Origin of the sequence: Atribacter sp., from assembly GCF_035418125.1 — a bacterium.
GTDB lineage: Bacteria > Atribacterota > Atribacteria > Atribacterales > Atribacteraceae > Atribacter > Atribacter allofermentans.
Map to the genome: position 1 here is coordinate 1 of NZ_DAOLQM010000077.1, position 8,391 is coordinate 8,391.

The window sequence follows — 8,391 nt, forward strand, 5'->3', positions numbered from 1 at the left end:
GGTAAAATTTTAAGCGTCGAGATGGAACTTGCTCGACAAAAAATGGAAGAACTCTCCTTGGGTTTGGCAAGCGGTGATATCCAACCAAATTATCATAGCCAAACTTGTAGTGGATGTTTTGGGAGATCACTTTGCCGAAGAGACGAGATGCGAAGTCGTGGAGGAGAAGATGAAGAGAGTTGAAAATAAAGAATTCCTGGAGCTTATTTCCGATTCTCGACCGGCTCAACAGGAAGCAATCATGGCTGATGAAGATTTGGTGGTGGTGAGCGCTGGTGCTGGCACCGGAAAAACCGAAACCTTAGCTCGCCGCTATGCCTGGCTGGTCACCACTGGACGAGCAAAATTCAATCAAATCCTGACTTTAACCTTTACCGAAAAAGCCGCCCTTGAAATGAGAGAGAGAATTCGAATGCGACTGCGGAACTGGTATAAGCAGTTATCTAATCAGGGAAACTTTCAACATCTTTACGAAGCAATTGATAACCTCGATGAAGCTCCTATATCCACCATTCATTCTTTTTGTATGAGAATAATTCAAAAGGCAAGTTTGTATTTCGATATTGATCCAAATATCCGAGTCATTTCATCACCGGAAGAATTCGGGTTTTGGAATAATCTTCAAAATATTTTAAGACGAAATGACTGGAATTGGTTTGATGAAAACGTTTCTGATCCGGTATGGCAAAGTCGTTTGTCGATATTAAACCAAGAACCATTTTTTCTCCTTTTAAACCATGGTGGTGCTGATGATTTCGTTCAATTGGTTAATAGTCTTTCCGACCTTTTTGGAAGTCGGGGAGAAAATCCAGAATGGCTTTGGCAAAAAGGTGAAAGAGTTGAAAGGGATTGGGAAGAAATCCAAGAAAGCCTCCTATCCTTGTATGCAACTCAATGGGACGAGGAATGGTCGCTGTGGATAGAGCTTATTTTACCTTTAATGGATTTACGCGGATCGAGCAAAGTAATTGGGACCTTTATCGATTTTAATCTAAAGTGGCATAACCGACCAGACAAGAGACAACTGCCATTTTTTATGAGTGATTTAATTGACTCTCTGACTGCCATTGCCAAGAGCTCAAGGAATGCAGTATATCTGGAGATCCAAGATCAGCTTTTACTATCAAGACCTTTCCAGTCTATGATTGAATACCGCAATCAATTAAAAGAGAAGTACCTTCATTTAATTGACATTTTATGTGGGAAAGTTAAATTGTCCGAAGACTTTCGTTGTCGTCAATTTCTCATCCAATCATCAGCTATTTTTTGGCAGGTTTGGGAGGAATTTAAGAAGAAAAAAAGCCTGCTGACCTTTAATGATATGATTGCCTATGCCGGTGAGGCAATAAAACAGTATCCCACTTTAACTTCCCAATATAGCTCTATTATGGTTGATGAGTTTCAAGACACCGATCTCCTCCAGGAATCCTTGATTCGTAATATTGTCCAAAACAACCAGGCCTCTCTCTTTGTGGTTGGGGATTTGAAGCAGTCCATATATCGTTTTCGACATGCCGACCTGAGTATTTTCCATCAATATATTCAAGAAACTCAATATAATTCAAAGAGTGGAAGGCATATCGTGCTTGTTGAAAGCTTTCGTAGTCGGGATGATTTGGTTAGCGAAATGAACAGTTTATTTGGTTTTATCTGGAAAGATGGATTAAGTCAAAAAATCCCCCATGAGTATGATCCACTCCAGGTTCCCAATGAGCTCTCCTGGTGGGAAGAGCGCTCAAAATCGGTATCGGCTTCTCATCTGCGGTTTCTCTTCCTAGGGAACACCGATCAGACGACCAAAGAAACCGAAAGGCGTTGTCTTCTGGCACGATGCTTAGCAGATGAGGTCAATAACTTGGTAGGGAAAGCAATAGTTTGGGATAAAGCAGAAAAAAAAGCTCGCTTGTGTCAGTACCGGGATATTGTAATCTTGGTTCCCACTCGAACTTTTTATAAACCACTCGAGCAAGTTTTACAAGATGAATTAAATATCCCAGTTATTTTCGTTACCGATGTCAATTATTTTTCTCGAGGAGAAACCTTGGATGCCGTAGCCTATTTAAAAACCGTTGTTGATCCCCAGGATGACCTGGCTTTGGCTAACTATCTTTCTTCCCCCTTTTCCGGACTCAGTTTGGCTGAGGTGCATGACTTGCTAGTTAATGCTGATAGATCATTAAAAAACGGTTGGTTGTGGAAAACTTTGCAAGAGAAATATCCAAATATCTGCGAAAAGTTGATTGATTTGAACCAAAAAATGAAATTAACCGGTCCAGCTTCAATTTTGTCCGAGCTTTTAAAAGAATCCTCCCATTTAAAAGCAACCCCACGGTCTTTGCGAAGAAGAGTGGCCGTCAATCTCCGGAGGTCAATTGATTTAGCCCGAGAATATGAAAATAGCATTGGAAACAGCGGATTGGGTTGTACCCATTATTTACAAGATGCCATTTTGAAAGAAGTCAAAAGTGAGGAAGCCAATCCAGTAGGAGAAGAAGAAGATGTAGTAAGAGTGATGACCATTCACTCTGCTAAAGGTTTAGAATTTCCTGTCGTCGCTCTTTTTGGTTTGGAATATACTCCCCATCGACGCCCAAGAAACAAATTTCAATCTTCGCGTGAACTGGGAGCGATAACTAGGTATTTTCCGGATTATTGGGAGATGAATGGTCAACCACTCATGGAGAGTGATGTTGATTTTCCTTCTTATTTTATCGAACAGCAACTCCAGGAAGCCGAGGAAATTTCTGAACAACAGCGGTTATTTTATGTAGCTTGTACGCGGGCTCAAGATACTTTGATTTTATCAGGTGTTTGTCCGATAAGTAACGGAGAAATCGTTATTAAACCTAAAACTTGGTTGAGCTGGGTTTGGGATTGGATTGAAAAGGATAGAAATGAGGACCCTCGGCAATACCTTATCAATTTGTTCCCTGACGGCCAAGATTCTTTATTCATTTCCACTTCAAAAGCAAATGAAGAGATAGAAGATGGAGGGATGGATCTTCCTCGGCAGCCCCTTCCTCGTTTACAACGTTTGACAGCAACCGCTTATGCCTTTTATCGGTTTTGTCCCCATGCCTATCGAATGAGATACCGACAGGGGATCTCTTTACCATGGGAACTTCCTTCTGATGATGAAAAAGGGGGAGCCGATTTGGGGAATATGGTTCATTGGATTCTGGCTCAATGGGATTTTAATGAACAAAATCTGGACCGTTGGTTGCCCCTTCATCAGGATAGATTTCTGGAAATAAAAACACAGCTTCCGATTGAGCTTCGACCATTTTGGAATACTAACCAGGATTGGGAAAAAGTAAGGATTTGGTTAACAAATTTATCTCAAAGCCATCTGGGCTTATCTCTGCAAAAAAATTATAATGACCAAAAACTTGAGCGGGAAAAGCCTTTTGAAATCAAGCTAAATGGAGGATTAGTCTTGGCTGGGATACGAGATCTTTTGTGGAAAGATAATGAGGGGGTTCATATCATAGATTATAAGACATCTTCACCAGATACAACGGTGTATCCCCTCTATCAGGAACAGATGCACTTTTATGGGTTAGCAGCTCGGTTACAATACCCTGAACATCCAGTTCAGATAGCATTGTATTATATTAAGGAGAACCTGTTACAGATTATTAAAAATTTGCCTTCCGAAGACGAAATGATTTCACGGGTTTACTTGGTTGCCAGGAAGGCAGCTTCTCAGGGTGATTTTCAGCCCGGTACCGATAACTGTCCTTCTTGTCCGTGGAAAAGAGATTGCTCCCTCTATCTTGGGAATCAATAAATGATCTTTCTGTATATATATTTTCAACCTTAATCAACCATCAATGTCTATGTTATCTCATCAATACTGGCTAAATACTGATCACAATTTTCAACGATAAATCTCTTTCCTTTTGGTATGATGGTAAATCCCTCATCTTCTAATTTTTCTTTTTGGGCATCAACCCCACCTTGATATTTTTCATTTAAACTTCCGTCAGATTTTAAAGTTCTCCAACAAGGAATTATACTTTTTTCTCCTAAACAGTGAGCTTCTACGGCAGCATGAGCAGCAACCCAGGAAAAAATACCAGTGGTAATGGGACAGGCGATGTTGGTATTGTAATGAGTGGTAAAATAATAGTAAATAGCTATCATTTCTCCATGATTGTTAGAAAAAAGTATAGCTAGATTTATTTTTTAGTTTTAACAGCGAGGATACTACTCTTTACTATAGATAAAAAATATGATATAAGAAAATTAATTTCTAAACATCGCCGCGATAAATAAAAAACCAAAACAAAAGTATAAAAAACTTCAATGATAATAGAAAATATTATTGGTTTTTTTAAATAATGATAAATTAAACCACTACACTTATTTCAGCTTTCTTTATCACAATAAACCCAATAGAAAATATCTACCAAAAATAATATTGTATTGTTTGAATGAATGAAATAATTTTGTAAAAATAAAGAGATAAAAAAAGAAAAATACTATAAAAAGGAGGGAGGAAATAAAGATAAGTATTTATGTAAAAATGCGCATTTAATAATTTTTTGCTACTTATTTTAGTGAAGTTGTGCCAAGTGTAAATATGAAGAGGGTATAGGAGGTAGAGAAGGAAAATATAATATTAATAGTCAAATTAATATTCAAGTAATTTAAGGAGGAGGATTTTTAATGAATAAAAAATGGTTTATATTGACTATAGTTTTGTTGGTTTTTCTTTTTACTGCAGTTGCCTTCAGCGACCAAACTCTCACTAATGTTTCAGGAGAATCAATAGCTTTTACCGATGAGGAATTGGGTACCATCGCTATTTCACCCGAAAGAGAATTTGAAGGAATCACTATTAACATTACTGTAAATGAGGGAGGACCTAAGGGAGGTATTGCAGGACCGCTCTATGAATGGCGAGATGTGTGGGAAAAATTAACTGGAGCTAAACTTAATATTGTAGAAATTCCTTATGCAGCACATTATCAAAAAGCCATGACAGATTTGATGACCGGTACTGGACAGTTTGATGGGTTTTTTATTGGTTCTGACTGGATGGGTGAATTGATTGCTGGTGACTATATCATACCAATCGATGACTATATGAAAGATCCACGTTTCCCCAAATGGGACCCCGATTCCTTGCCTCCATCGATTAAAAATCTCTATACCTGGGGGGACAAATGGTATGGAGCACTTAACGATAGTGATGGTCAAATTCTCTATTATCGAAAAGACATCCTAACCAATCCAGAACATAAAGCCAAGTTTAAAGAGAAATACGGATATGAATACAATGTTCCTCCTAAAACCTGGGATGAGCTTTATGATATCTCAGAGTTTTTCAATGGTTGGGATTGGAATGGAGATGGAGAAGCAGATTCTGGAATTGTTATGCACCTCAAAGTAGGAGCGCAGGGGATGTATCATTATGCATCGCTTTCAGCGCCATTCTGTATTCTCCCTGGTGAAAAGGTCGACAAATACCATAATGTTTACTGGTTTGACCCGGAAGACATGACACCGTTAATTAATGGAGAGGGATACATTAAAGCTTTAGAGTTTCAATTAAAACTTGCTAAAACCGGACCTGATGCCCAGGTAGCCTGGAGTTTGGGTGAAGCCTGGGATTATTTCTTGCGTGGCAAAGCCATTTTTACCTTCTCCTGGGGTGATGTCGGCTCATTGGTTCAAGATGAAGCCCGTTCCAAGATTAAAGGAAAATTAGGTTGTTCGATTCTTCCTGGAACCATGGAGGTTTTCGACCGTTCACAAAACACCTTTGTCAAATTAGATGCTCCCAACGTTTGGGGAAATACCACTGGAGGCTCCTGGCATGGAGTTATTTCCAGTTTATCTAAAAATCCAGAAGTGGTATACCATCTTTTAGCTTTTCATGCTACCAACAAGATTAGTTTTTGGAATGCTTGCCGTGGATGGACAGGTGTAGATCCCGGGGTAAGTTTCCATTTCCTTCCACCTCATGGTACAGCCAGCTTGGAGGACTATATTGCCAATGGATTTAATCCTGATGATGCCAAAGAATATCTCCAAGGTTACTATGATAATTTCTTTGCACCCAACATTGCGCCTTATCTCCGAATTCCTGGTGGAAATGAATACTGGGTTGCTCTCGACCGTCATCTATCTGAAGCCTATACTGGTCAAGTTAACGCTCGAGAAGCTTTAAACCGAACTGCCCGAGACTGGGAAGATGTCACCAATCGGATTGGTCGTGAAGATCAGATAAAATCCTATCAAGAAGCTATTGGTTATACTCCATAAACTTAAAACTAAAATTCGGGGAGGGTTATTTTGTTAACCCTCCCCATAAGGAGAATTCCAAATGGCTGCTCTCAGGTCGAAAAGAATAAAATATTTCTTTATTCTTCCTTCTATCATATGGGTTTTTGCTTTTACGCTTTTTCCTCTCATTTATTCGTTAACTCTTAGTTTTTTTAAGGTTCGTCTTGGGAAACCATTAACTTTTGTTGGTTTATTCAATTTCGGACGCATTCTTCAGGATTATAAATTGGCGCATTCCTTAAAGGTGACATTAGCATACGTTGCGATAACAGTTGCCATTCAAGTAGTTCTCGGTCTTCTCTTAGCGCTTCTTTTTCATCAGGAGATAAAAGGGAAAACCATTTGGAGGGCTCTGCTTATTCTTCCAATTTTTTGTACTCCAGTTGCCGTTGGTTATTTAGGTCTTACTGTTTTTTATGAAGAAGGTGGACCAGTCAACAGCATATTGATGTCATTATTCAATCTAAAAATTCCCTGGCTTTCTCACCCAACCTGGGCTTGGGTATCGGTACTATTGTTGGATATCTGGCAGTGGACACCCTTTTGTTTTTTGGTTATCTTAGCTGGTCTTCAATCTCTATCTGAAGAGGTGTACGATGCGGCATATATCGATTCATCCTCCGAATGGCAGATCTTTCGGAAAATCACCTTTCCCTTGATTCAACCAGTAATTATTATTGTATTACTCTTACGTCTTATCGAATCATTTAAAATTTTTGATATCATTTTTAGTTTAACCGGAGGAGGACCGGGTACTGCTACCGAAGTGTATTCCCTTTACACCTATCGAACTGGATTGCGGTTTTTTGATTTTGGTTATGCATCGGCACTTTCCTATCTTTTATTGGCAATAGTTATGGTGGTGGTCAATCTCTTTTTCAGAAGAATTCGGCAGGTATACGAGTAAAGGAGAAAAAAATGGGTGTAGTAAAAAGGAAATCTCCAGTTTTTAGCTTTATTCGATATGTTTTAGTGGTAATTGTTGTCTGTTGGGCACTATTTTTGCTCTATTGGGGTGTGGTTACCTCCTTGAAGCCACCAGCTGAAACCTTTACTATATCGGGAATATCAATTCCCTTTGTTCAATTTAAACCGACTGCAGAAAATTGGAGAATAGAGTTATCTACAAGAGAAAGTCGTAGTGCATTGTTAAATAGTATTATTGTTGCTATTGCAGCCACGGCTATAGCCTTGAGCTTAGGATTACCGGCTGGATATGCCTTAGCTCGTTTTCAATTTAGACGAGTTAAAAATCGGGATCTTACTGTCTGGTTTCTTTCCCAAAGAGTTTTGCCACCTGTTGCGGTAGTAATTCCTTTCTTTCTGATCATGCGCTCCCTTCATCTGCTTGACCATGTTTTGGGATTGATTTTGATTAATGCTACTTTTACCCTTCCTTTTGCAGTGGTTATAATGCGGCAAACTTTCCAGGAACTCCCTATAGAACTGGAAGAAGCAGCCGCAGTTGATGGTTGCAGTGATTTTGATGCTTTTTGGAAAATTTCACTTCCTTTAGCAGTTCCAACTTTAGTAGCAGTGGCAGCGATCTGTGTAGCTTTTACCTGGAATGAATTTTTATTTGCTTTATCTATTTCTTCGCTTAAAGCAAAAACCTTTCCGGTTTATCTGGCTGGCGCTGAAGATACTCGGGGAGTTCAATTTTGGTTTATTGCAACCAGAACTATTTTGGCTATGGGACCACCTGTCGTTTTAGCACTATTTATTCAGAAGTACATTGTACGTGGTCTAACCTTCGGAGCAGTTAAAGGATAGTGTTTACTCTTCAGCTCCAGATTGGTTAGAATTAAAAAATTACTGTTCGGTTGTTAGAGAAACAATTTGAGAGAAAATAATAAAGTCCGGGTTCTGTCAATTCTGATAGTTGTAGAATTGAAGGAGATTTTGTTTTCTAATTAGAAAGCAGAAAGAGAATTATAAAAAATTACAGTTTAATAATTATCAATCCAAGGATTTTCCCTCATGAATTTAAAAAAATGAGTAATGAAAAAAAAACGTAAAAAATTAAGAATCCAGTAACTTTTAAGAAGCTATTTCTTTTTTATTTTCCAGAATAAAACTCATAATTTTGACTTGATC

General features: G+C 38.6%; 6 protein-coding genes. 5 read left to right on the top strand and 1 reads right to left on the bottom strand.

The window, feature by feature from the left end; all coding sequences use genetic code 11:
- Together PLK24_RS05465 and PLK24_RS05470 are read left to right on the top strand one after the other, a co-directional pair.
- On the top strand, nt 1-183 hold a 183-nt coding region (locus PLK24_RS05465; protein ID WP_324477059.1), incomplete at its 5' end, for a hypothetical protein.
- Complete coding sequence (locus tag PLK24_RS05470; protein WP_324477061.1) at nt 170-3,790, top strand: UvrD-helicase domain-containing protein; 3,621 nt, start codon at nt 170-172, stop codon at nt 3,788-3,790. The genes PLK24_RS05465 and PLK24_RS05470, both read left to right, overlap by 14 nt.
- A 47-nt stretch (nt 3,791-3,837) precedes the next feature.
- Here PLK24_RS05470 and PLK24_RS05475 read toward each other — a convergent pair whose 3' ends face one another.
- Nucleotides 3,838-4,146: an MGMT family protein gene (locus PLK24_RS05475; protein WP_324477063.1), complete on the bottom strand. Its 309-nt coding sequence runs from the start codon at nt 4,144-4,146 to the stop codon at nt 3,838-3,840.
- A 525-nt stretch (nt 4,147-4,671) separates the two neighbouring features.
- Here PLK24_RS05475 and PLK24_RS05480 point away from each other — a divergent pair.
- The 3 genes from PLK24_RS05480 to PLK24_RS05490 all read left to right on the top strand — a co-directional run bounded on the left by PLK24_RS05480 (nt 4,672) and on the right by PLK24_RS05490 (nt 8,067).
- The gene (locus tag PLK24_RS05480) at nt 4,672-6,273 is read left to right on the top strand and encodes an ABC transporter substrate-binding protein (RefSeq protein ID WP_324477065.1); all 1,602 of its coding nucleotides are present in this window, start codon (nt 4,672-4,674) and stop codon (nt 6,271-6,273) included.
- A 61-nt stretch (nt 6,274-6,334) separates the two neighbouring features.
- A complete protein-coding gene (locus tag PLK24_RS05485) occupies nt 6,335-7,201 on the top strand; it encodes a carbohydrate ABC transporter permease (RefSeq protein ID WP_324477067.1) in 867 nt (288 codons plus the stop codon).
- Nucleotides 7,202-7,212: 11 nt separating this feature from the next.
- A complete protein-coding gene (locus PLK24_RS05490; RefSeq protein ID WP_324477069.1) occupies nt 7,213-8,067 on the top strand; it encodes a carbohydrate ABC transporter permease in 855 nt (284 codons plus the stop codon).
- Nucleotides 8,068-8,391 lie beyond the last annotated feature (324 nt).

Coding starts and splice junctions, on each gene's coding strand:
- PLK24_RS05470 (WP_324477061.1), top strand. CDS start 170: ATGAAGAGAGTTGAAAATAAAGAATTCCTGGAGCTTATTTCCGATTCT.
- PLK24_RS05475 (WP_324477063.1), bottom strand. CDS start 4,146: ATGATAGCTATTTACTATTATTTTACCACTCATTACAATACCAACATC.
- PLK24_RS05480 (WP_324477065.1), top strand. CDS start 4,672: ATGAATAAAAAATGGTTTATATTGACTATAGTTTTGTTGGTTTTTCTT.
- PLK24_RS05485 (WP_324477067.1), top strand. CDS start 6,335: ATGGCTGCTCTCAGGTCGAAAAGAATAAAATATTTCTTTATTCTTCCT.
- PLK24_RS05490 (WP_324477069.1), top strand. CDS start 7,213: ATGGGTGTAGTAAAAAGGAAATCTCCAGTTTTTAGCTTTATTCGATAT.